Source organism: Dactylosporangium sp. NPDC051541 (genome assembly GCF_044454505.1).
In the GTDB taxonomy this organism is placed as follows: domain Bacteria; phylum Actinomycetota; class Actinomycetes; order Mycobacteriales; family Micromonosporaceae; genus Dactylosporangium.
The window spans coordinates 24,306-45,600 of the sequence record NZ_JBITDU010000029.1 but is presented as its reverse complement, the minus strand read 5'-3'; the positions used below and the strand labels follow the sequence as shown (position 1 = coordinate 45,600).

17 protein-coding genes are annotated in these 21,295 nt (G+C 72.8%); all 17 read left to right on the top strand.

Features of this window, described 5'->3' with window-relative positions; genetic code table 11:
- The first annotated feature begins 174 nt into the window (after positions 1-174).
- The 17 genes from ACIA8L_RS53945 (at position 175) to ACIA8L_RS53865 (ending at position 21,280) form a co-directional block, all read left to right on the top strand.
- The gene (locus ACIA8L_RS53945; protein WP_395917709.1) at positions 175-1,353 is read left to right on the top strand and encodes an NAD(P)/FAD-dependent oxidoreductase; all 1,179 of its coding nucleotides are present in this window, start codon (positions 175-177) and stop codon (positions 1,351-1,353) included.
- Positions 1,354-1,363: 10 nt separating this feature from the next.
- Positions 1,364-2,302 carry a sigma-70 family RNA polymerase sigma factor gene (locus tag ACIA8L_RS53940; RefSeq protein WP_395917707.1) on the top strand — a complete coding sequence of 313 codons (939 nt, stop codon included), beginning with the start codon at positions 1,364-1,366 and terminating at the stop codon, positions 2,300-2,302.
- Positions 2,303-2,652: 350 nt separating this feature from the next.
- Positions 2,653-3,867, top strand: a complete 1,215-nt coding sequence (locus ACIA8L_RS53935; RefSeq protein WP_395917757.1) for an acyl-CoA dehydrogenase family protein — start codon at positions 2,653-2,655, stop codon at positions 3,865-3,867.
- Positions 3,868-3,907: 40 nt separating this feature from the next.
- Positions 3,908-5,548: an ABC transporter substrate-binding protein gene (locus tag ACIA8L_RS53930; protein WP_395917705.1), complete on the top strand. Its 1,641-nt coding sequence runs from the start codon at positions 3,908-3,910 to the stop codon at positions 5,546-5,548.
- A 63-nt stretch (positions 5,549-5,611) separates the two neighbouring features.
- Complete coding sequence (locus ACIA8L_RS53925; RefSeq protein WP_395917703.1) at positions 5,612-6,964, top strand: SidA/IucD/PvdA family monooxygenase; 1,353 nt, start codon at positions 5,612-5,614, stop codon at positions 6,962-6,964.
- Positions 6,961-7,332, top strand: a complete 372-nt coding sequence (locus tag ACIA8L_RS53920; protein ID WP_395917701.1) for a cupin domain-containing protein — start codon at positions 6,961-6,963, stop codon at positions 7,330-7,332. The genes ACIA8L_RS53925 and ACIA8L_RS53920 overlap by 4 nt, the downstream gene beginning before the upstream one ends.
- Positions 7,329-8,867: a class I tRNA ligase family protein gene (locus tag ACIA8L_RS53915; protein WP_395917699.1), complete on the top strand. Its 1,539-nt coding sequence runs from the start codon at positions 7,329-7,331 to the stop codon at positions 8,865-8,867. The genes ACIA8L_RS53920 and ACIA8L_RS53915 overlap by 4 nt, the downstream gene beginning before the upstream one ends.
- Complete coding sequence (locus ACIA8L_RS53910; RefSeq protein ID WP_395917697.1) at positions 8,864-9,958, top strand: NAD(P)/FAD-dependent oxidoreductase; 1,095 nt, start codon at positions 8,864-8,866, stop codon at positions 9,956-9,958. Before ACIA8L_RS53915 ends, ACIA8L_RS53910 begins: the two co-directional genes overlap by 4 nt.
- A gap of 25 nt (positions 9,959-9,983) precedes the next feature.
- On the top strand, positions 9,984-11,285 hold the full coding sequence (locus ACIA8L_RS53905; RefSeq protein ID WP_395917695.1) for an ATP-grasp domain-containing protein: 1,302 nt from the start codon (positions 9,984-9,986) through the stop codon (positions 11,283-11,285).
- The gene (locus ACIA8L_RS53900) at positions 11,282-11,608 is read left to right on the top strand and encodes a hypothetical protein (RefSeq protein ID WP_395917693.1); all 327 of its coding nucleotides are present in this window, start codon (positions 11,282-11,284) and stop codon (positions 11,606-11,608) included. Before ACIA8L_RS53905 ends, ACIA8L_RS53900 begins: the two co-directional genes overlap by 4 nt.
- Positions 11,605-12,942: an FAD-binding oxidoreductase gene (locus ACIA8L_RS53895; protein WP_395917691.1), complete on the top strand. Its 1,338-nt coding sequence runs from the start codon at positions 11,605-11,607 to the stop codon at positions 12,940-12,942. Before ACIA8L_RS53900 ends, ACIA8L_RS53895 begins: the two co-directional genes overlap by 4 nt.
- A 35-nt stretch (positions 12,943-12,977) precedes the next feature.
- Positions 12,978-13,520 (top strand): flavin reductase family protein, encoded by a 543-nt coding sequence (locus ACIA8L_RS53890; RefSeq protein ID WP_395917690.1) that lies wholly within the window; start codon positions 12,978-12,980, stop codon positions 13,518-13,520.
- 312 nt (positions 13,521-13,832) lie between these two features.
- The gene (locus tag ACIA8L_RS53885; RefSeq protein WP_395917688.1) at positions 13,833-15,125 is read left to right on the top strand and encodes a hypothetical protein; all 1,293 of its coding nucleotides are present in this window, start codon (positions 13,833-13,835) and stop codon (positions 15,123-15,125) included.
- A gap of 150 nt (positions 15,126-15,275) precedes the next feature.
- Positions 15,276-15,851, top strand: coding sequence for a hypothetical protein (locus tag ACIA8L_RS53880; RefSeq protein ID WP_395917686.1), 576 nt, complete (start codon positions 15,276-15,278; stop codon positions 15,849-15,851).
- 97 nt (positions 15,852-15,948) lie between these two features.
- A complete protein-coding gene (locus ACIA8L_RS53875; protein ID WP_395917685.1) occupies positions 15,949-17,175 on the top strand; it encodes an MFS transporter in 1,227 nt (408 codons plus the stop codon).
- Complete coding sequence (gene eis, locus ACIA8L_RS53870) at positions 17,168-18,355, top strand: enhanced intracellular survival protein Eis (RefSeq protein WP_395917683.1); 1,188 nt, start codon at positions 17,168-17,170, stop codon at positions 18,353-18,355. Before ACIA8L_RS53875 ends, eis begins: the two co-directional genes overlap by 8 nt.
- A 24-nt stretch (positions 18,356-18,379) precedes the next feature.
- A complete protein-coding gene (locus tag ACIA8L_RS53865; RefSeq protein WP_395917682.1) occupies positions 18,380-21,280 on the top strand; it encodes a M36 family metallopeptidase in 2,901 nt (966 codons plus the stop codon).
- Positions 21,281-21,295: the final 15 nt, after the last annotated feature.

Sequence of the window (21,295 nt, the reverse complement as noted above, 5' to 3'; positions counted from 1 at the left end):
TTCGCGAGTTCTTGCGGTCAGACCAACTCCTCGGCGAGGTCGGCCGGGAGATCGCCCGACGCGGGTCGTCGCTGCGAGCGACCGGATTGCGGGTGGCGCAGGTCACAGCCGGATCTGTCAGGAATCGCGCCGCTGTTTCGTTCGGAGGGCACGCGAACAGACAGGAGCACCGACATGCGGCATCGCATCACCGTCCTCGGAGCCGGATACGCCGGCCTCGCCGCAGCTGGAACCCTCGCCCGCCGCCTGCACCCGGACGACGTCGAGATCACCCTCGTGAACGCCGAGCCGCACTTCGTCGAGCGGATGCGCCTGCACCAGGTCGCGGCCGGTCGGGCCGTCGCGGTCCGGGAGCTCGCGACCATGCTGGCGGGCACGGGCGTGCGGCTGCGGATCGCCCGCGTCCACGCCGTCGACCCGCGGCGGCGGGTCGTCAGCGTGGCCGATGGCGAGCTGGAGTACGACACGCTGCTGTTCGCACTTGGCAGCGGTATCGACGACCGGAGGGTCGCGGGCGTGGCCGAGCATGCGTTCCACGTCGCGGGGCGGCCGGCGGCGCGGCGGCTGAGCCGGCGGCTGGACGAGCTCGCGGGGGCGGGCGCCGTGCTGGTCGTCGGCGGCGGCCACACGGCGATCGAGACCGCTACCGAGCTCGCCGAGGGCCGGCCCGGGCTGCGGGTCGCCCTGGCCACCGGTGACGTGCTGGGCGGCGGGCTGAGTGCGAAGTGCCGCCGGCATCTGCTGCGCGCGTTCGACCGGCTCGGCATCGCGGTGCACGAGCACACCACCATCGGCCGGGTCGGGCCGGGCGGTGCAGTCGCCGCCGACGGCCGGGTGCTCGCCGCCGACGTGACGGTCTGGGCGGCCGGCTTCGCCGTGTCCCCCATCGCCGCCGCCGCGGGCCTGGCCGTCGAGGCCGGCGGCCGGATCGTCGTCGACCGCATGATGCGGTCCGTCTCGCACCCGGACGTCTACGCGGCCGGGGACAGCGCGTACGCCATCGGCGACAACGGCCGCCCGCTGCCGATGTCGTGCGCGTCGGCCGGGTTCACCCGCATGCAGGCCTCCGCGGCGATCATCGGCGGGCTCACCGGGCGCACAGTTGCGACGACCGCGCTCGGCTACCTGGGCAACTGCGTCAGCCTCGGCCGCGGCGACGCGATCTTCCAGGCGGTCGACGACGCGGCCCGGGCCCGGCCGTGGTCGCTGCGCGGGCGCCCGGCGGCCCGGTTCAAGGCGTTCGTCCTGCGCGGCTCGGCCTGGAACATGAGCCATCCCACCTACGGGCTACCGGCCCGCCGGCGCCGCCTGGCGACGGACGAGCGGCCCGCCCCGGCGGCGGTCGCCGGTTAGTGTGACCCGGATGGACGCCGCCACCGTGGAGCGGTTCGAGGCCAACCGGCGCCGGTTGGCCTCGCTGGCCTACCGGCTGCTCGGCTCGGCCGCCGACGCCGAGGACGCGGTCCAGGACACCTACCTGCGCTGGCACGCCGCCGAACGGCAGCACATCGAGGTGCCGGAGGCATGGCTGACCAGAGTGCTCACCAACGTGTCGCTCGACCGGCTCCGCTCGGCGCAGCTTCGGCGCGAGCGTGCGGCCGGCGACTGGCTGCCGGAGCCGCTGCTCGACGGCGACCCGATGCTCGGCCCGGCGGACACCGTCGAACAGCGCGAGTCGGTGACGATGGCGGTGCTGACGCTCATGGAGCGGCTCCAGCCGGTCGAGCGGGCGGTGTACGTGCTGCGCGAGGCGTTCGCCTACAGCCACGCCGAGATCGCCGCGATGCTCGACATCACCGAGTCGGCGAGCCAGCAGCATGCCCACCGGTCGCGGCGCCGGGTCGCGGCCGCGCGCGTCGTGACCGGCCTCGACGACGCCGCCGCCGGCCGGGTGGTCGAGGCGTTCCTCGCCGCCGCCGCCTCCGGCCGGGTCGACCGGCTCGTCGCGCTGCTGACCGAGGATGCGACCGCGATCTCCGACGGTGCGGGTCCGGTGCGCCGATGGGCGCGGCTGTCGAAGCCGGAGCGGATCGCCGCCGCGCTGCGGGCCGCGCTGCGGCCGACGGCGGCCATACAGCGACTGGTCGGCGGGTCACCGCAGCTGCGCGCCGCTCTGGTCAACGGCGGCCCCGCGCTCGTCGCCGTCCTCGGTGACCGGGTGGTCGGCGTCGTGGTGATGGAGCCGCGCGACGGCCGGATCGCGGTGCTGCGCGGCATCTCCGACCCGCAGCGCCTCGGCCGCCTGAGCCGGCAGTGGCAGCGGCGCCACCGGACCGGCGACGAGGCGGCCCGGCCCGGCTGACGCGCGGCGGACGGCCGGGGTCGAGCCTCGCTCCGATACCGCAATGCGCCCTGCGAAAGTAGCTTTGTCGGCGGGATTTATTCGCTTCTTAACATTGTCGGTCATTGATTTATTTGGGCGCGCAAATGTCTGCGCAACGTCGCGCCGAGGCGCCTCCGCCCCGCGCTCCGCCCGCCGCCTACCTGGCGCCACTCCGTACCGTCACCGACACAAAGGCGCGATCGCGCGAGATTTGATTGTTTCTCGCGGTCAATGGTTCCCGCCAAACTCATTCATCACTTTGAATTGCTCTCGGCCGGCCGGAACAGATCGGTTCCCGGCGGTCCGGAGTCGTGAGGAAGTGGTGCGTGATGAGAGTTGCCGGGCTACGCGAAGGTGGCGACGGCGAGACGGCCGCCCCGCCCGCGGACGCCGCCGAAGTGCTCCGCCGCGTGCGAGCGCTGGCCCCCGTGCTCCGCGACCGGGCCGAGGAGATCGAGCGGGGGCGGCGGCTGCCCGCGGACGTGGTCGCGGCGCTGCGGGCGACCGGGGTCTTCCGGATGGGGTTCACCCGCGAGTTGGGTGGGCCGGAGCTGAGCTCCATCGAGCAGACCGAGGTCATCGAGGCCCTGTCCTACGGTGATCCGTCGGCGGGGTGGTGCGCGATGATCGGCTCGGACAGCGGGCTGTACGCGGCGTTCCTGGACCGCGGCGTCGTCGAGCGGATGTTCACCTCGCTGGACCTGGTGACCGCCGGGATGCTGTTCCCGGGTGGCCGTGCGGATCGGGTCGAGGGCGGGTTCCGGCTCACCGGGCGCTGGCAGTTCGGCAGCGGGATCACCCACGCCGACTGGGTGATCTCCGGCGCGTTCCGCTACCGCGACGGGATCGCCGAGCCCGGGCCGGGCGGGATCGGGCCCGGGTCGGTGCTGCTCATGGTGCCGCGCGAGCAGGTCGAGGTGCTCGACACGTGGCACACCACCGGGCTGGCCGGCAGCGGCAGCTGCGACTACACGATCACCGACGTGTTCGTGCCCGTCGAGCACACGCTGTACTTCTCCGACGTCCGCGGGCGGCCGGGGCCGCTGGCCCAGCCCGAGGTCCACATGCGCAACATGCCGGGCGTCCCGCTCGGCGTCGCCCGGGCCGCCCTCGACCACGCCCGGGAGGCGGTCGTGGCCAGCGGGCGGTCCGAGGACTACCGCAGCCAGATCGTCCTGGCCGACTGCGAGGCCGACTTCGCCGCCACCCGGCACGCGGTCTACGGGGCGCTGCGCCGCCAGCATGACGTCCTGGCCGGCGGCGGGACGCTCGACGATCTGACCGCGCTGGAGCGCGCGGCGCTGCCGTTGTCGCGGCGGCACGCGTTCCGGACCGCCCGGTCGATCCTGACCCGCCTGTACGACCTGTCCCAGACCTCCGCGATCTACCGGCCGTCGCCGCTGGACCGGTGGCTGCGCGACACCACGACGATGTGCCAGCACGTCGTGGCCCAGGACCGCATCCTGCAGACCGCCGGCGCCCACCTGCTCGGCGGCCGGCCCGCGTTCCCGCTGGCGCTCGGCATCACCGGGCCCCAGCGCTGAGCCCTCCCCCGCCTGCCCGTTCTTCTGAAGGAGGAGCACCATGCGAACGTTCACGGTCGCCGCGTGTGCGACGACCGCCGCGCTGGGACTGCTGCTCGCCGCCTGCACCGGTGGCAGCGACACGGCAGCCAAGCCCAGCGCGGTGGCCGACAACGACGCGGTCCTGAGCTACAACGAGACCGAGCCGGCGAGCCCGCTCGTGCCCGGCGACACCGCCGAGGTCGGCGGTATCGGCATCCTGGGCGCGCTGTTCACCGGCCTGATCGAGTACGACGCGAAGACCGCCGCCCCGCGCAACGCGGTCGCCGACTCGATCACCAGCCCCGACTCGAAGACCTGGACCATCAAGCTCAAGCCGGACTGGACGTTCCAGGACGGCACCAAGGTGACCGCGAAGAGCTTCGTCGACGCGTGGAACTACACCGCCTACTCCCCCAACCTCATGAAGAACGCCAGCTACATGGCCCACATCCAGGGCTTCGACCAGGTCAACAACCTGGGGAAGGATGGCAAGCAGCCGGCCACCCCGCCCCCGGCGAAGGAGCTGTCGGGGCTGAAGGTCGTCGACGACCTGACGTTCACCGCGACCCTGAGCGCGCCGTTCTCCGGTTTCGGCCTGCAGCTGGGCTTCGCCGCGTTCTTCCCGATGCCGGCCAGTTTCTTCGCCGACCGCAAGGCGTACGAGGCGAAGCCCGTCGGCAACGGGCCGTTCCAGTTCGTGTCCTACACCAAGGGCAAGGACCTGCTCGTCAAGCGGTTCGACGGCTACGCCGGGGCGCAGCAGGCGAAGGTCAGCGGGATCGACTTCCGCTTCTACACCGACCTGGACCAGGCCTACGCCGACGTGCTGGCCGACAAGCTGGACTACCTGTCGTTCACGCCCTGGACGGCGTCGCAGGGCAACAAGATCGAGACGGATCTGCCGGCGTCGCGCCGGGCCGCCTACGCCTACGTCGGGCACCAGGCGATCGCGTTCCCGCTGTTCGACCAGCGCTACGCCGACAAGCGGGTGCGCCAGGCGATCTCCATGGCCATCGACCGGGTCGCGCTCATCAAGGAGGTGTTCAACGGCAAGCGCACGCCCGCCGACGGCATTGTGCCGCCGAACGCGCAGGGCTACGTGCCCAACCAGTGCGGTGAACTGTGCACCTACAGCCCGCAGAAGGCCAAGGAGCTGTTCGACGCCAGCGGCTTCCAGGGCCCGATCAGCCTGACGTCCAATGTGGACTCCGGCAACCAGGAGTGGGTGACGGTCGTCTGCCGCTCCATCCAGCAGGCGCTGGGCCGGCCGTGTGAGTTCAAGCCGCAGACCACCCTGGGCGCGTTCCGCACCGCCCTGACGAACAAGTCCATCCACGACATCTACCGCACCGCCTGGGTCGCCGGCTATCCGTCGATCGAGAACTTCCTCAACCCGCTGTTTCGCACCAACGGATCGGGCAACGTCGGGCAGTACTCCAACCCGCGCGTCGACGCCCTGCTGACCAAGGCCGACGCGGCACCGTCGCAGGGCCAGGCCTTCTCGCTCTACCAGGAGGCCGAGCGGCAGGCCCTGGAGGACATGCAGACCGTCCCGATCTGGTACCAGTCGGCCACCGCGGCCTGGTCCACGCGGGTGCACAACGCCCAGCCGACCCAATTCCGCGAGCTCGAGTTCACCACCGTGACCCTCGGCCAGTAGCTCGCCCTCCTCAGCCGTGCGGCGCACCGGTCGCGGTGCGCCGGCACGCGAGAAAGGAAACACGTGTCTGTCCACGACGTGGAAATCGTGATGATCGGCGCGGGGCCTTCGAACCTCGCACTGGCCGTCGCCCTGGAGGAGTGCGGCTCGCCCGAGCTCGCCGCCGGCGCCCTCGTCATCGAGCAGTACGACGACGTGAAGTGGCAGCGCAACCTGCTGCTGCCCTGGGCCCGCAGCCAGGTGTCGTACGTGAAGGACCTGGTGACGCTGCGCAACCCGCGCAGCCGGTTCTCGTTCCTCAACTTCCTGCACGAACGCGGTGAGCTCGACGAGTTCGTCAACCTCAGCACCTTCAACCCGTACCGCTGGCAGCTCTCGGCCTATCAGCAGTGGGTCGCCGACTCCCTGGAGCACGTCCAGGTGCGCTACGGCGCCCGGGCCGGTGACATCCTGCCGATCTTCGCCGAGGACGCGACGGTGCTCGGCTTCGCGGTCTCGCTGGCCAACGGCGACACGGTCATCGGCCGCGACCTGGTCATCGGCGCGGGCCGGGACGCCTCGGTGCCCGACGTCTTCGCCGGGCTGCCGGCCGAGCGCGTCGTGCACAGCTCGCAGTACGGCGGCCGGGTCGCCGCGGTCAACCGGCTCGCCCAGCCCGGCCGGCCGCTGCGCCCGGTGGTCGTCGGCGGTGCGCAGAGCGCGGCCGAGATGTTCATGGCGCTGCACCAGGACGCCCCCGGCTCGTCGCCGGCGATGTTCATGCGCTCGATCGGCCTGAAGGACTATCAGACCAGCAAGTTCGTCAACGCGCTGTTCTTCCCGTCGTTCGTGGACGAGTTCTTCGCGATGTCGGAGCCGACGCGGGCCCGGGTGCTGGAGGAGATGCGCCTGACGAACTATGCCGGCCTGGCCGCGCCGTTCCTCGACGAGCTGTACACGATGGTCTATCGCCAGAAGATGCTCGGCCAGCCCGTCTCGGCCATCCGCGGGCTCACCGACGTCGTCGGCGCCCGGCTGGAGGCCGCGCCCGGCGGCGGCGAGGAGGTCGTGCTCGAGGTCCTCGACCTGCGCTGCGAGCGCGTCGAGGAGGTGCGCTGCGACGCGGTGTTCCTGGGCACCGGCTACGACCTGCGGATGCCCGCGATGGTGCGCCGGCTGACCGAGGCGATGCGGCTGCCGGAGGTGACGGTCAACCGCAACTACCGCGTCGACCTCGGCGCCGGCGCGCGGGGCGGGCTGTACCTGCAGGGGGTCAACGAGGCCACGCACGGCATCTCCGACTCGCTGATCAGCGTGCTGGCGCACCGCTCGGCCGACATCGTCGGTGACGTGCTGCAGCGGCGGGCCGACAGCGAGACCGCCGGTGCGGGCGTCGAGGCGGCCGCGGCCCGGGCGCGGCTGGCGGTGCCGGCATGATCGACATTCGCCGGCTCGACCGGGACCAGCTGGAGCCCGCCTACGGCCTCGCCGGGCAGCGGCTGCTGCCGTGGCCCTCGCTCAACGCGCCGTTCGAGGGGGCGTGGTGCGTCCTGCGCGCCGGGACCGAATCCACGCCGCACGCGCATCACGAGTACGAGATCTTCATCGCCCTGAGCGGCCGGGCCGAGATCGTCATCGGCGAGGAGCGCCGGCCGTTCGTCGCCGGCGACATCGTCCGGCTGCCGCCCGGCTCCGAGCACCACGTGGTGAACACCGGGCCGGCCGACTTCGAGTACTACGGCGTCTGGTGGGACAGCGACATGGCGGCGCGGTTCGTCGCCCGGCACGAGGCGGCCGCGACATGAGCGGACGGACGGTCATCATCACGCCGGCGCCGACCGCGAACGGTGACCTGCACCTGGGGCACCTCGCCGGTCCGTTCCTGGCCGCCGACGTGCACACCCGCTACGCCCGCGCCCAGGGCCGCGAGGTTCTGCTGGGCACCGGGTTCCAGGACACCTCGACGTTCGTGGTGACCACCGCGCACCGCCGCGGCGTCGCCCCGGCCGAGCTGGTGGCCACCTCGGCGGAGCAGATCGCGCAGACCCTGGAGGCGATGGGGATCGGCGTGGACGGCTACACCGGCGACGACGACCGGTTCACCAAATGGGTCGTCGACTTCATCGGCCGGCTCTACGCCGCGGGCCGGCTGGAGCTGCGCACGATGACGTTCCCGTACTCCGAGCGGGAGGGCCGGTTCCTGGTCGACGGCTTCGCCTCCGGCGGCTGCCCGCACTGCCTGGCCGAGGGCTGCGCCGGGCTGTGCGAGAGCTGCGGGCAGTTGGTCGCCGCGGGTGAGCTGATCGGCGTGCGGTCCACCCTGGACCCGGCCGACCCGGTGACCCTGCGGGCGGCCGACGTGCTCGTCCTGCCGCTCGAGCGCTACCGGGGCCGGCTGCGCGCCCACTTCGCGGCCCACGCGGACGGCATGCGGCCGCACATGGCCCAGGCGATGGCCGGCATCCTGTCCCGGCCGCTGCCGGACTTCCCGGTCACCTATCCGATCCCGTGGGGCATCGCCGTGCCGTTCGCGGAGGTCGCCGGCCAGGTCGTCAACCCCAACGCCGAGCCGATGGCGTGGAGCATGCACTGCTCGGCGCTGGCGGCCGAGCACCGGGGCGCGGCCACGGCCGGCGAGGACGCGCTCTGGCTGTCCGGGCAGGGCACGCGGATCGGGTACTTCCTCGGCTTCGACAACATCTTCCCGTTCGCGGTCGCCGGCCCGGCCATGCTGATGGCCTTCGACGGCCGCTACGAGCTGCCGGCCTGGTACCTCACCAACGAGTTCTACGAGCTGGACCACCAGAAGTTCTCCACCAGCCGGGGCCATGTGGTGTGGGGCCGGGACCTGGCCGCGCGGGTGCCACGCGACCTGATCCGCTTCCACCTGGCCGCGACCAGCCCCGAGCACCAGCGGACCAGTTTCAGCGCCGACGCGCTGGCCCGGGTCACCGAGCTGCGCCTGGTGGGCCCGTGGAACCGGATCGCCGAGCGGGTCGAGCGGTGGGCCGGGCGCGGCCCGCGGCCGGTGCCGGAACGGTCGCGGCAGGCCGCGGCCCTGATGGCGCAGCGGTTCGCCGCGTCGTACGAGCTGGCCGGGTTCAGCCTCAACCGGGCAGCTGAGGCGATCGCCGACCACCTGGGCCGGCTCGACCGGTGGGCGGTGAGCGACGAGGACGCCGGCGGCTTCTGCTACGAGGTCCGCGAGCTCGTCCGCTCGGCCGCGCCGATCCTGATCGACCTGGCCGCGGCGGTGCTCGCCGACGACACCGGCCCTGAGGCGGACGAGATCACGCCGGTAGCGCTGCCGCGCCTGGCCGCGGTGCGGGCCGGGCAATGACCGGGGGCCTCCGACAGGCGCACGGCGACCGGCTACGGGTGGTCGTCGTCGGTGCCGGCATCACCGGGCTGCTCGCCGCGGTCCGGTGCACCCAGGCCGGGCACCGCGTGGTGCTGGTGGACCGCGGCGCGATCCCGCACCCGGGCTCGACGTCGTTCGACCAGCACCGGGCCCTGCGCGCGCTCACCGTCGGCGATCCGGCCGGCACCGGCGCGGCGATGCGGCTGCACCGCCGCTGGCGGGAGCTGGACGCGCTGCTGTCCGATCGCCTGTCGGGGGCCCTCTACCGGCGGGTCGGCGTCCTGACCGCCCTGCTCGGCCCGGCCGCGGAGGCCGGCGCGCTGGACACGGCCGAGGCCGTCCGGCTGGCGATCCGCATCGCCGACCCGGCCGACTTTCCCCACATCGGATTTCCGGAGGGTACCGCCGCCGCCGTCTTCGAACCGCAGGCCGGTGTGCTGCTGGCCGACCGGTTCCTGCACGCGGCCGGGCGGTGGCTGCGGCGCCAGCCCCTCGCGGAGCTGCGGCCCGGCCGGACGGTCGTCGACGTGCGCCCGGACGGCGGCCGGGTCCGCCTCGCCGACGGCACGGCCGAGTCGGGCGACGCCGTGCTCGTCGCGGCCGGCCCGTGGACGGCCCGCCTGCTCGGCCTGCCGGTCGTCCTGCACCGGCAGTCCATGGTGTACCTGCGGCCGCCGGCCGGACTGGTCAACCGCTGGGCGGCGACCCCGGTCGCCGGTGGGATCGGCACCGACGGGCGGGCGTGGCTGCTGCCGTCGGTCGCCGGGACCCTGCTCAAGGTCAGCACCGACGCCGTCCGGCACGAGGTGAGCGACCTGGCCGACCCGAGCAACCAGGCCCGCTGGACCGCCCGGGTGCTGTCCTCCGGCGCGATCCGCGACATCGAACGGTACGACGTCGTGCGGGCCCGGCAGTGCCACTACGCCACGCAGGCCGACGGCGGCACCGGCTTCGTCCGGGTCGGTCCGGCGGTCTGGGCCCGCCCCGCCAGCGGCGGCGACGGCTTCCGCACCGCACCGCTGGCCGTCGACGCGGTCGCGAGCCAGCTCTCCCCCGCCGCCATCTCCTGACCCCCCGACCTGAAGGACATCGAGCATGACCACCAGATCTCCGGCCGCGATCCTCGTCATCGGCAGCGGCCTCAAGCTCTACCGGGAGTACATCGTCCGGGCCATCAGCCAGCGCGCCCGTGCGGACGGGCTGCGGCTGGTGCTGATCAACAATCTGCGGCCGACCTGGCAGCAGGCGTACTTCGACGACATCACCGTGACCAACGTCTTCGACCACCGGCTGCTCGCCGCCACCGCCCGCGAGCTGGCCGGCCGCTACACCTTCACCGGGCTGATGTGCTGGGACGAGCCGCTGGTCATGCCCGCGGCCGAGCTGGCCGCCGAGTTCCGGGTGCCCGGCCTGAGCGTCCCGGGGGTGCACGGCTGCCGCGACAAGTTCGACTGCCGGACCCGGCTGAGCGCGGCCGGCCTGCCGCAGCCCGGCTTCGGCCTGGCCGCCGACGGCGAGCAGGCGCGGCAGATCGCCGGGCGGCTCGGCTATCCGGTGATCGTCAAGCCGCGGGCGCTCGGCGCGAGCATGGGCGTCTCGCTCGCGGCCGACGAGCGGGAGCTCGACTTCGCCTTCCGAGTGGCGCACGAGGCCAGCCTCGTCGGCGACGAGCCCTACCGCGGTGGTGCGTTGATCGAAGGCTTCGCCGACGGACCGGAGATCAGCATCGACGGTACTGTCCACAAGGGCGAGTACGAGCCGATGTTCGTGGCCCGCAAGTCGACCGGCCTGCCGCCCTTCTTCGAGGAGGTGGGCCACGTCGTCGACGCCGGCGACCCGCTGCTGCGCGACACCGCGCTGCTCGACGCGCTGGTCACCGCCCACCAGGTGCTCGGCATCGAGAACGGCATCACCCACACCGAGGTCCGCCTCACCGCCGCCGGGCCGGTGATCATCGAGGTCAACGGCCGCCTCGGCGGTGACCTGATCCCGTTCCTCGGCCAGGTCGCCACCGGCATCGAGCCGGGCAGCGCACTCTACGACGTGGCGACCGGGCAGCGGCCCGACGTCACCCACACCCGCGCCGGAGTCGCCGGCATCCGCTTCGGCTACCCCGAGCACGACTGCGTCGTGCACGCGGTGACAGTACCCCCGCAGGCTCCTGGTCTGGTTCTGGCCTCGCCGATGGTCGAGCCGGGGACCACCCTGCGCCTGCCGCCCGGCGGCTACATCGCCCGGCACTCGTTCGTCATCTGCTCGGCGCCGGACCCGCACACCTGTGCTGAGCGGCTGGCCGGCGCGGCGGCGCTGGTCACGCTCGACGCGACGCCGGTCGACCCGCCGCCGCCGGGCACGGTGCTGACGATGCCGGCCGGCCTGCTGGACGTGGACGAATGACGATCAACTACGACGGCCGCCGCTTCCGCGCGCTGGATGGCGGTGACGGCGTCTGCGCGCAGTACAACCAGCGCGGCGACCTCGTCTGGGCGGAGTTCGAGGGCGGGCACGTCCGGCGGGGCACGATCATCGGGCGGTGCGACGCCGACGGCGTGCTGCGCTTCGCGTACACGATGGTGCTGCAGTCCGGTGAGGTGATCGCCGGGCGCAGCACGAACTCGCCGCAGCGCCTCGGCGGGACGCTGGTGCTGCGCGAGGTCTGGGAACGCTTCGGCGAGCACGCCGCGACCGGCGTGTCCTACCTCGAGGAGGTGCCGCGATGACGGACTGGCCGGCCCTGGCCGACCTCGTCGACGGCGACCTGCGCCCGGCCGAGACCGGCATGGCGCTCAACCAGCGCTACGCCGGCACCCGTCCGGCCGCCGTCCTGGCCGTCGCCGGCGCCGCGGACGTCGCCCGGGCCGTCGCGTGGGCGCGCTCGGCGGCGGTGCCGCTGACCGTGCGCGGCGGCGGGCACAGCTACGCGGGCTACGGGTCCTCCAGCGGGCTGGTGCTCGATCTGGGCGGCCTCGCCGGCGTCCGGTTCGATCGGGCCACCGGGCTGGTGAGCGTGGGCGGCGGTACCTCGATGCAGGCGCTCTACACGGCGCTGCGCCCGCACGGTGTCACGTTCCCGCTCGGCAACTCCGACACCGTCGGCATCGGCGGCCTGACGCTCGGCGGCGGCGTGACGACGATCTCCCGGGCGCACGGCCTCACCTGCGATGCGCTGGTCTCGACCGAGGTCGTGCTGGCCGACGGCACGACGGTCACGGCTTCGGCCCGGGAGCATCCGGACCTGTTCTGGGCCTGCCGGGGCGGGGGCGGCGGCAACTTCGGCGTCAACACGAGCTTCACGTTCCGGACCCGGGCCGCCCCGGACGGCTCGACCTGTCTGGTGCTCTGGTCCTGGCCGCACGCGGTCGAGGTGCTCGCCACGATGCAGGAGATCATGCGCACGGCGCCGGACGGTTTCTCGGCCCGCATCGGCATCGCCCGCTCCGGCGCCGAGGAGGGCGTGGTGTCGGTGGTGGGCCATCACCTCGGGCCCGCGACGGAGCTGCGCGAGCTGCTGGCACCGGCCTTCGCCGTGGCCCGGCCGGACCGGGCCGACGTGGCCGACCGGAGCTTCTGGGACGCGGCGACGTATCTGCACCACAGCAGCGTCGGCGGCGCGTTCGCGGTCCGGACCCGCTGCACGCCGGACGCGATCGACGACGCCGGACTGGCCACGCTGGTCCGGGCCGTGGAGCAGTGGCCCGGCAGCGGCAACCCGGACGGGGCCGGCGCGGCGCTATTCGCCTGGGGCGGCGCGATCAACCGCGTCCCGGTCGCCGACACCGCGTTCCCGCACCGCGCCGCCCGGTTCCTGCTCAGCCTGGACACGTCCTGGGCGGCGGCCGACCCGGAGGCGGTCGTGCGGGCCAACCTGGAGTGGCTGCACGCCCTGTATGCGGCGGCGGGCGAGTTCGCGCCGGACGGGGCGTACGTCAACTTCACCGACCCCGACCTCGAGGACTGGCGCCGGGCCTACTACGGGCCCAACGCCGAGCGGCTCGCCGCGGTCAAACGCCGCTACGACCCGGACCGGTTCTTCACCTTCCCGCAAGCCGTATGACCGGCTGGGCGGCTCACCACCGAGGAGCGGACGGCATGCGTCCCGATCTGCGCGGCACCATGCGCACCTTCGCCACCGGGGTGTGCATCGCCAGCACCTACCGCGACACACCCGACGGGCGCCGCCACGACGCGGTCACCGTCAACTCGCTCGGGTCGATCTCGCTCGACCCGCCGCTGGTGTCGCTGTGCTTCAACCGGGGGTCGGCGTTCCTGGCCGACCTGCTGGTCACCCGCCGCTGGGCGGTCTCGATCCTGCCGGCCGGCGCGCAGGAGATCGCGCGCCGGCTGGCCCGGCCGGCGGCCGCCCGCTCGCCGTACGTCGCCGACCTGGCCGCCCGCACCGGCGAGCGGACCGGCGCGCTGATCCTGGCCGGCACCAGCTGGCTGGAGTGCGGGGTGCGGGAACGCTTCGACCTCGGCGACCACACGCTGGTCGTCGGCGAGGTCCTGGCCGCCGGGCACGACGGGCGGCGGCCGACCCTGGTCTTCGTCCACGGCGGCTATCACGCGGTCATGGATCAGCGCACGACGACGGTCGAGCTGTCCGGCCCCGACCACTGGGGCGAGGCGCTCTGAGCCCGGCAACGCACTACACCGATGGTGGCGCAGTGTAGCGCATCGGTGACGCAAAGTGCCACGTTGATCAATGTCACCTATTCACCACCTCCGAATCCACCCGTGCGTGAGTAACATTCGCATTGATCGATATGGATCTTACATACCCGTGCAAACCGAGCATCGGTGTGCGAATCCGCGCGCCGATACTCACGAATCAGACATTTACGTAACTGCATGTCTTCCGACCGTCAATAATACGCAGCGCAACGATATTGGTAAAGCCCCCCTCGTCGCTCTAAAGCCAGGTTGACGACTGCGGGAAGGATTACGATGGGCCGTCCAGAGAAACCCGTCAACAACGCCGGCGGTCTCGCCGCGCAGTTCGCCGCCAACCTGCGGCAACTTCGCGTGCGGGCGGGCAACCCGACCTATCGCGAGATGGCCCGCTCGGCGCGGTTCTCGTCGTCGGTGCTGTCCAGCGCGGCGAGCGGCAACCGGCTCCCGTCGCTGCCGGTGACGCTGGCCTTCGTCGGCGCCTGCCGGGGCGACAAGGAGGAGTGGCGGCAGCGCTGGCTGACCGTCACCGGGGGCTACACCAGGCTCCCGGCCCGGGACCGCACACCGAGCCGGCGCAACGAGGGGCAGCAGTATCCGGCCCAGCTCCCCCAGCGACCACGGGGCTTCATCGGGCGGCAGAACGAACTCGCCTGGCTGCAGGCACCCGGCGACACCCCCGTCATCATCAGCGGCCCGACCGGCGCCGGCAAGACCGACCTGGCCCTGTACCACGCCTACGCCCAGACGGCCGAGATGACCGACGGGCAGCTCTACGCCGACCTCGGCGCCCCGCCCGACGAAGAGCCACCCAGCCCCTACGACATTCTCGACGGGTTCCTGCGCGCCCTCGGGGTTCCCGGCGACCAGCTCGCCGGGACCCCGAGCCACCGGGTCGGGCTCTACCGCACCCTGCTCGCCGAGCGCCGGCTGCTCGTGATGCTCGACAACGTCTCGGACGAGCGGCAGGTCCGGCCGCTGTTGGTGGAGACCGAGGCCAGCAAGACCCTCCTGATCAGCCGCAAGCGGCTACTGGGCCTGCGCGACGTGCGCCGGCTGCACGTGCAGCCGCTGACCAGGACCGACTCCATCACCATGATCAATTCGACGCTGCCGTCCAGCGTGGCGGCCGGCCCCGCCGACGTCGACCGGCTCGCCGACGTGTGCGGCGACCTGCCGCTCGCGCTGGACATCGCCTTACGCCGGATCGCCCTGCGCCCCCAGCTGGTGCTGCGGCCGCTGCTCGACGGCTGGGAACAGCACGGCAGCGCCCTGAGCTGGTTATGCATCGGCGATCTGTCCATGCGGGAAACCCTGCGCTCGGCCTACCTGACCCTCAGCCAGCCGGCCCGGATCCTGCTGCACTGGCTGGCCCGGATCACCGGGAACGACGCCGGCCCGCTGCGCTCCGACGAGGACGAGCTGGCCGACGAGCTCATCGACGCGGGACTGCTCATCCACGCCCAGCCCGAGCCGGCCGCGCAACGGCTCTCACCGCTCGTGCGGGCGTTCGCGCTGGAGATGGCCGGGTCCATGGCCCGCGACCTGCCGCTCGTCGCGGGTTCCTAGCCGGCCGACGCACCGGCAGTACCCGCCAAATCGATTGAAGCTTTTTGATTTTTCGGCATCAAAAGCTTTCGAACAATTCTTGCGGCAATTGTACTGCTTGCAGGACCTCGTCGCCATTTCACCGTGCCCGGATGACAGAAAGACATCAGCATGCTCAACGACAGCCGGCAGGCACACCACGAAATCGTCACGAAGCATCCCGACGGCCACCGATCCCACCGGGTGCACGGCTATGCGATTGCCGCAATCGGTGCACTCATCGCGCTCGGCATCGCGATCTGGGTATCGACACTGGTGGACCCCGGCCCCGTGGGGCACCGCGTCGCGCTGTTCACCCACCTCGGCTTCATGACCCTGGGCTTCGGCGCGGTCCTGGTCGCGGACTACTCCTTCGCCCTGTGGGCGCTGGGCCGGGCGACGTTCGCCGAGGCCGTGGCCGGCACGTCCAAGCTCCATCCGCTGATCTGGTCCGGGCTGTGCGGCCTGGTCGCCAGCGGCATGCTGCTGCGGCCGGACCTCACCTCGGGCGCCACGGTCCTGAAGCTCGTGCTGGTGGCCGCGCTGACCGTCAACGGCGTGCAGGCGATGGCGCTGAGCGGGCGGATGGGCGCCTTCGCCGGGGCGCCGCCGGTGCGGCTGCTGCTGTGGGGCGCGGCGACCTCGGCGATCTCGCAGCTGTGCTGGTGGGGCGCCATCCTCATCGGCTTCCTGCACGCGAGCCGGTGACCGGCGCCCGGATCGCTGCCGCGGCGGGATCGAACTACCGGCCAATCAATCGACGACCTGCAATGTAAACGCACCTGACACCGCTGGAGGCAGCCTTGTGACCGCGACCATCGACCGACCCGCCGGCGTGCTGGCCACCCTGCGCCGGACCCCGGCCCCGGTGCGCTACCTGCTCGGCGGCGTGCTGGTCAACCAGCTCGGCGCGTTCGTGCAGACGTTCATGGTGCTGTACCTGGTCTTCCGCGGCTTCTCCGCCGCGCAGGCCGGCCTCGCGATCACCGCGTACAGCGTCGGATCGGTGCTGGGCGGCCTCGCCGGCGCGGAGCTCATCCACCGCATCGGCCCGCGCGCCACCATCACCGCCGCGATGCTCGGCTCCGCCACCGTCCTGACCGTCATACCCCTGCTCGGCCGCTCCGCGCTGTTCGTACCGCTGCTGCCGGCGCTCCTGCTGGCCGGCCTGGCCACCCAGAGCTACCGACCGGCCGCGGCCCTGCTGCTGAGCGACCTCATGCCGCCCGACATCCGGATCATGGGCTTCTCGATGATGCGCATCGCGCTCAACCTCGGCGGCGCACTCAGCCCACTGATCGCCGCGGCCCTGATCCAGCTCGACTGGAACCTGCTGTTCTGGTTCGACGCCGCCACCGCACTGACCTATGCGGTCCTGGCCCGCTCCCTGCTGCCCGACGTGCGGATCGACCGGCAGTCCCCCGACCCGGCCCGCGCCGGCGCCCGCGCCACCTACGCCGTCCTGCTGCGGGACCGCCGATACCTGCTCTTCCTGGCCTCGGTCGCCATCGGCACCGTCATCTATGTGCAGTACACCATCGCCCTGCCGCTGAAGATCAGCGCCGCCGGGCACTCCACCGACCTCTACAGCGCCGTCCTGGTCACCTCGGCGATCGTGCTCATCCTGTGCGAGCTGAAGGTCACCGCCTACGTCTCCCGCTGGCCCGGCTACGTCGCGGCGACCGCCGGGACGGCCCTGATGGGCGTCGCCGCCGCCAGCTACGGCCTCGCCGGCACGTCCGCCGTGGCCCTCGTCGCGTCCACGGTCCTGCTGGTCTTCGGAATCATGATCAACGGGCCGACGATGTTCGCCTACCCGGCGACGTTCCCCGGCCCCGTCAAGGCCCGCTACATCAGCGCCCACCAGACCACATTCGGCCTGGGCATGGCGATCGGCCCGCTGTTCGGCGTCGCCGCGTGGACCACCCTCGGCGACGGGATCTGGTGGCTGTGCGGCGGGCTGGCCCAGGTCGCGGCCGTCTGCGCCCTGCTCGGCATGCTCCCTCCTCGAAAGGCGAATCCCCATGAGTGACATCCGCCGGGTCCACGGCGACGAACGGCTCGGCACCGCGTTCACCCTCTACCCGTACGCCTTCGACGCCACCCCGTCCCCGGGCACCGACGCGGAACTGCGGGCGCTGCTGCCGTACCACCGCGACAACCACACGCTCATCGCCGAGCGGGACGGCCGGACGGTCGCCACCGCGTCGGCCTTCCCCGCACAGCAGAACCTGCGCGGCAACGTGCTGCCCATGGCCGGCATCGGCTGGGTCGCGACCCACCCCGACGCCCGCCGGCAGGGCCACGGCAGCCGGCTCATGCACCGCCTGCACGCCGAACTGCTCGACAGCAACCACCGGCTGGCCACCCTCTACCCGTTCCACCCGGCGTTCTACGAGCGGTTCGGCTACGTCGGGCTGCCGCTCAACCGGACGGCGACGTTCCCGCCGGCCGCCCTCGCCCCGCTGCTGGCCGTCGAACTGCCCGGCCAGGTGACCCAGCAGGGCATCGCGGACGGCTTCGCGACCTACCGGGCGTTCCAGCACCACCTCCTCACCAACCGGCACGGCGCCACCTACACCGCCGACTACCGGGCCGCCCGCGCCCTCGACCCCGCCGACCGCTGGCTGGCCACCGCCGTCGTCGACGGCACCGTCGTCGGTGTGCTGCCGTACCGCATCGACGGCTACGGCGGCACCCTGCGCGCCGACGAACTGCTCTACACCACCGCCCTCGGCCGCGCCCTGCTGCTGCGCTTCCTCGCCGCGCACACCCACCAGGTGTCCACTGTGGTCATCACCGTCCCGCCGGACGAGTACCCCGAGGCCTGGGCGACCGGCCTCACCGTGCGGACCGAGGCCGAGACCGCGTTCCCGACCTCGCCGCCGCTGATGGCGCGGCTGCTGTCGATGGAGGCGCTGCGCGGCGCCCGCTGCGGCCCCGGACAGGTGGAGATCGAGGTCGTCGACGACCGGCTGCTGGCCGGGCGGTACCGCCTGGACGGCACCGGCGGGACCCTCCACCTCGACACCGCGGCCGGCACCGCGAAGACGGCCACCCTCACCGCCGCCGGACTGGCCGGGCTCGCCTACGGCGTGCTCGACCCCGGCGAGGTCGTCACCCGCGGCCTCGGCGAGATCCCCGATGACGCCGCCGAGGAGCTCCGCACGCTACTGCCCCGGCTCACACCGCACGTGTTCGGCAAAGGCTGATCGTCGCAACGTAAGGGAGTGTTGATGGAGCGCACCGCGCACTGGCGGCGCTGGGCCCTGGCGGCCTCGGCCGTCCTCGCCGTCGCCGCCTCGAGCACGCTGAACACCACACCCGCGGCCGCCGATCCCCGGCCCGGCCCGGCAACCCCACACGACCTCGACGCGCGGGCGCCCCGCGACGCCGACAACCGCCGCGGCACCAGAGCGCCGACCGACCGGCAGCGCGACGCCGCCGGCCGCGTCCACGCGGGCCAGATCCGCTGGAACGCGTTCGGCGAGCCGGAGGCCCTGGCGCCCAACGCGCCCGTCCCGGCCGGCCTGACCGCGGACCCGGGCGGCGCCGCCCGCCGGTACCTGATCGACAACCAGGACCTGTACGGCCTCGACGCCACCGCCGTCGCGGCCATGGACCAGCTGCTGGTCCGGGCCATCGGCACCGGGACGGTCGTACTGCTGCGGCAGCGCTTCGGCGGCCTGCCGGCCGGACGCGACGGACTCGTGTCGATCCTGCTGCACAACGGCACCGTGGTCTGGGTGTCGTCCTCGCTCACCCGCGACACCCAGGCCCCCGAGCCGGCGACCCTCTCCGCCGCCGACGCCGTCACCGCCGCCCTGCGCGACGCCGGCCTGCACGCCGACCACGTGTACCGCCCCGACACGGCCACCGTCGCCGTGCCCACCCCGCAGGACGGGCCCCGCACCGCCTACCAGGTCACCCTGGTCTCCACCGACACCGCCAACCCGGCCGCGTACACCACCTACGTCGACGCCCGCACCGGCGCCGTGCTGGTCCGCGACGACCAGGTCGACTTCGACGCCGACAACCCGTCCTGGGCGGTGTTCCCGGCCGCGCCGAACGGCCGCGCGCCCCGGACGACCTGGTGCTACTCCCCCCAGCGCGGCTGCGTCCGGACCGTGCGCGACGCCGCGTCGGGCCGCGCCTGGGACGTCGACCAGGCGACCGGCCGCCCGACGTTCACGTCGGCCGGCAACGCGGCCAACGACGTCGTGCTCTGGGGCGCCGACGCGCCCGCCTTCCCCGCGGCCGCACGGCCGAGCCGCGCCTACGCCTACCCGTTCACCGACCAGTGGCGACAGAGCCGGTGCAGCCCGGACGCGTTCACCTCGGCCAACCGCAACGACACCGACGCGGCCGTCGCGAACCTGTTCGCCATGCACAACCGGATGCACGACTTCAGCTACCACCTCGGCTTCACCGAATCCGCGTGGAACATGCAGGTCGTCAACCTCCGGCCGGGCGGCCTGGGCAACGACGCCGAGCAGGGCCACGCGCAGTCGGGCGCGCTCAGCGGCAGCCGCAACAACGCCTACCAGGCCACCGGCCCCGACGGCGAGGCCCCGGTCACCGACATGTACCTGTGGCAGCCGGTCGCCGGCGTCGGCCACCCGTCGTGCGCCGACGGGGACTTCGACATGACGATCATCGGCCACGAGTACACCCACGCGATCACCAACCGCATGATCGCCGGCCCGGACACCGGCCTCACCGGCGTGCAGGGCGGCTCGATGGGCGAGGCCTGGGGCGACCTGACCGCCGCCGAGTACCTGTTCGAGAACAACATCCGCGCACCGGGCGACACCCCGTTCGTCACCGGCGCCTACGTCTCCGGCAACCCGCACGCGGGCATCCGCAATTACGACGGCAGCCGCAGCCCGCTGAACTACTCCGACTTCGGCTTCGACCTGATCGGCCCCGAGGTCCACGCCGACGGCGAGATCTGGGTCGCCACGATGCTGCGGGTCCGCAAGCAGTTCGTCGACCGCTACGGGCTGGGCAACCCCGCGCTGCAGCAGGCCTGCGCCGACGGGCGCGTCGACGTCGCGAAGTGCCCCGGCAACCGGCGCTGGATGCAGCTGATCTTCGACTCGTTCCTGCTCCAGGCGGCCGGCGAGGCCACTATGATCAATATGCGGGACAACCTCCTCGCCGCCGACCTGGTCCGCTTCGGCGGCGCCGATCGGGACATCATCTGGCAGGCCTTCGCCGAGTCCGGCCTCGGCGAGGGCGCGACCGGCTCCCCGTCCGACGTCGACCCGACCCCGAGCTTCCACTCCCCCTACGCCAGGAACGCCACCGTGACGCTGCGCCCGAGCAACGGCGCGGTGCTCAGCCTCTACGTCGGCGACTACGAGGCCCGGGTGACCCCCGTGGCCGACACCGACCCGGCCACCGCGATCCCGGCCACCTTCCAGATCGTGCCCGGCACCGAGTTCCACTTCGTCGTCAACGGCAAAGGCTTCGGCACCCAGCGGTTCACCGCCTCCTTCAAACCGGGCCGGGCGCAGGACCTGCGGCTTGCCCCGCCCCCGAACCTGGCCTCGGCGACACTGGGCGCGGTCGCCTCCGGCCCCGGCGTCAACGTCAACCGGATCAACGACGACACCGAAGGCACCGACTGGGCCAACCTCGACGGCGTGGCCGGCCGGCAGATCACCATCGACCTCGCCGGCGACCGGCCCGTCGACGTCACGTCGGTCAACGTCAGCGCCCTGCTGCGGCCCGCGATCGCCGGCGACCCCGACAGCGGCCCGCAGAACCGGTTCAGCGCACTGCGGTCGTTCGCGATCCTGACCTGCGACGCCGCGCGCGCCGACTGCTCCACGGACGCCGGATACCACGAGGTGTACCGCAGCCGCCCGGACGCCTTCCCGGCCGGCCTCGTGCGCCCCATGGCCCCGCAACTCAACCTGCGCAGCTTCGACATCCGCCCGACCCGCGCCACCCACCTGCGCGTCGTGGTCCTGTCGAGCCAGTGCACCGGCAACCCCCTCTACGCCGGCGAACAGGACAACGACCCGCGGGCCGGCACCGACTGCACGGCGAACAGCCCGTTCCGCGACCAGGTCCGCATCGCCGAGGTGCAGGCGTTCGGCTCCGGCGGGCGGCTGAGCGTCGAACAGTGATCCTCCCGGGCCCGC

What these genes read in the sequence shown, in the direction of transcription:
- ACIA8L_RS53945 (WP_395917709.1), top strand. Translation starts at nt 175, where the DNA reads ATGCGGCATCGCATCACCGTCCTCGGAGCCGGATACGCCGGCCTCGCC.
- ACIA8L_RS53940 (WP_395917707.1), top strand. Translation starts at nt 1,364, where the DNA reads ATGGACGCCGCCACCGTGGAGCGGTTCGAGGCCAACCGGCGCCGGTTG.
- ACIA8L_RS53935 (WP_395917757.1), top strand. Translation starts at nt 2,653, where the DNA reads ATGAGAGTTGCCGGGCTACGCGAAGGTGGCGACGGCGAGACGGCCGCC.
- ACIA8L_RS53930 (WP_395917705.1), top strand. Translation starts at nt 3,908, where the DNA reads ATGCGAACGTTCACGGTCGCCGCGTGTGCGACGACCGCCGCGCTGGGA.
- ACIA8L_RS53920 (WP_395917701.1), top strand. Translation starts at nt 6,961, where the DNA reads ATGATCGACATTCGCCGGCTCGACCGGGACCAGCTGGAGCCCGCCTAC.
- ACIA8L_RS53915 (WP_395917699.1), top strand. Translation starts at nt 7,329, where the DNA reads ATGAGCGGACGGACGGTCATCATCACGCCGGCGCCGACCGCGAACGGT.
- ACIA8L_RS53910 (WP_395917697.1), top strand. Translation starts at nt 8,864, where the DNA reads ATGACCGGGGGCCTCCGACAGGCGCACGGCGACCGGCTACGGGTGGTC.
- ACIA8L_RS53905 (WP_395917695.1), top strand. Translation starts at nt 9,984, where the DNA reads ATGACCACCAGATCTCCGGCCGCGATCCTCGTCATCGGCAGCGGCCTC.
- ACIA8L_RS53900 (WP_395917693.1), top strand. Translation starts at nt 11,282, where the DNA reads ATGACGATCAACTACGACGGCCGCCGCTTCCGCGCGCTGGATGGCGGT.
- ACIA8L_RS53895 (WP_395917691.1), top strand. Translation starts at nt 11,605, where the DNA reads ATGACGGACTGGCCGGCCCTGGCCGACCTCGTCGACGGCGACCTGCGC.
- ACIA8L_RS53890 (WP_395917690.1), top strand. Translation starts at nt 12,978, where the DNA reads ATGCGTCCCGATCTGCGCGGCACCATGCGCACCTTCGCCACCGGGGTG.
- ACIA8L_RS53885 (WP_395917688.1), top strand. Translation starts at nt 13,833, where the DNA reads ATGGGCCGTCCAGAGAAACCCGTCAACAACGCCGGCGGTCTCGCCGCG.
- ACIA8L_RS53880 (WP_395917686.1), top strand. Translation starts at nt 15,276, where the DNA reads ATGCTCAACGACAGCCGGCAGGCACACCACGAAATCGTCACGAAGCAT.
- eis (WP_395917683.1), top strand. Translation starts at nt 17,168, where the DNA reads ATGAGTGACATCCGCCGGGTCCACGGCGACGAACGGCTCGGCACCGCG.
- ACIA8L_RS53865 (WP_395917682.1), top strand. Translation starts at nt 18,380, where the DNA reads ATGGAGCGCACCGCGCACTGGCGGCGCTGGGCCCTGGCGGCCTCGGCC.